Source organism: Streptomyces sp. NPDC101181 (assembly GCF_044767975.1).
GTDB lineage: Bacteria > Actinomycetota > Actinomycetes > Streptomycetales > Streptomycetaceae > Streptomyces.
In genome coordinates this window covers 1-1,847 of sequence record NZ_JBIWOX010000039.1, presented here as the reverse complement: position 1 = coordinate 1,847, position 1,847 = coordinate 1, and the positions used below count along the sequence as shown (strand labels likewise).

1 rRNA gene (running past one end of the window) is annotated in these 1,847 nt (G+C 56.5%); it reads left to right on the top strand.

Features of this window, described 5'->3' with window-relative positions:
* Positions 1 to 1,825: ribosomal RNA gene (locus ACIRRU_RS30355) — 23S ribosomal RNA — on the top strand (it extends 1,369 nt beyond the left edge of the window).
* Positions 1,826 to 1,847 lie beyond the last annotated feature (22 nt).

The window sequence follows — 1,847 nt, the reverse complement described above, 5'->3', positions numbered from 1 at the left end:
ATGGGTAGGGGAGCGTCGTGTGCCGGGTGAAGCCGCGCCGGAAGGCAGTGGTGGACGGTTCACGAGTGAGAATGCAGGCATGAGTAGCGATACACACGTGAGAAACGTGTGCGCCGATTGACTAAGGGTTCCTGGGTCAAGCTGATCTGCCCAGGGTAAGTCGGGACCTAAGGCGAGGCCGACAGGCGTAGTCGATGGACAACCGGTTGATATTCCGGTACCCGCTTTGGAACGCCCAGTACTGAATCAGGCGATGCTAAGTCCGTGAAGCCGGCCTGATCTCTTCGGAGTTGAGGGTAGTGGTGGAGCCGATGACCCAGACTTGTAGTAGGTAAGCGATGGGGTGACGCAGGAAGGTAGTCCAGCCCGGGCGGTGGTTGTCCCGGGGTAAGGGTGTAGGACGCACGGTAGGTAAATCCGTCGTGCATATAGTCTGAGACCTGATGCCGAGCCGATTGTGGTGAAGTGGATGATCCTATGCTGTCGAGAAAAGCCTCTAGCGAGTTTCATGGCGGCCCGTACCCTAAACCGACTCAGGTGGTCAGGTAGAGAATACCGAGGCGTTCGGGTGAACTATGGTTAAGGAACTCGGCAAAATGCCCCCGTAACTTCGGGAGAAGGGGGGCCACGTCTGGTGACCGGATTTTCTCCGTGAGCTGGGTGTGGCCGCAGAGACCAGCGAGAAGCGACTGTTTACTAAAAACACAGGTCCGTGCGAAGCCGTAAGGCGATGTATACGGACTGACGCCTGCCCGGTGCTGGAACGTTAAGGGGACCGGTTAGCTGCTCTTCGGGGTGGCGAAGCTGAGAACTTAAGCGCCAGTAAACGGCGGTGGTAACTATAACCATCCTAAGGTAGCGAAATTCCTTGTCGGGTAAGTTCCGACCTGCACGAATGGCGTAACGACTTCTCGACTGTCTCAACCATAGGCCCGGTGAAATTGCACTACGAGTAAAGATGCTCGTTTCGCGCAGCAGGACGGAAAGACCCCGGGACCTTTACTATAGTTTGATATTGGTGTTCGGTTCGGCTTGTGTAGGATAGGTGGGAGACTGTGAAGCGGCCACGCCAGTGGTTGTGGAGTCGTCGTTGAAATACCACTCTGGTCGTGCTGGATGTCTAACCTGGGTCCGTGATCCGGATCAGGGACAGTGTCTGATGGGTAGTTTAACTGGGGCGGTTGCCTCCTAAAGTGTAACGGAGGCGCCCAAAGGTTCCCTCAGCCTGGTTGGTAATCAGGTGTTGAGTGTAAGTGCACAAGGGAGCTTGACTGTGAGACCGACGGGTCGAGCAGGGACGAAAGTCGGGACTAGTGATCCGGCAGTGGCTTGTGGAAGCGCTGTCGCTCAACGGATAAAAGGTACCCCGGGGATAACAGGCTGATCTTCCCCAAGAGTCCATATCGACGGGATGGTTTGGCACCTCGATGTCGGCTCGTCGCATCCTGGGGCTGGAGTCGGTCCCAAGGGTTGGGCTGTTCGCCCATTAAAGCGGTACGCGAGCTGGGTTTAGAACGTCGTGAGACAGTTCGGTCCCTATCCGCTGTGCGCGTAGGAATATTGAGAAGGGCTGTCCCTAGTACGAGAGGACCGGGACGGACGAACCTCTGGTGTGCCAGTTGTTCTGCCAAGGGCATGGCTGGTTGGCTACGTTCGGAAAGGATAACCGCTGAAAGCATCTAAGCGGGAAGCCTGCTTCGAGATGAGTATTCCCACCCTCTTGAGGGGTTAAGGCTCCCAGTAGACGACTGGGTTGATAGGCCAGATGTGGAAGCCCTGTGAGGGGTGGAGCTGACTGGTACTAATAGGCCGAGGGCTTGTCCTCAGTTGCTCGCGTCCACTGTGTT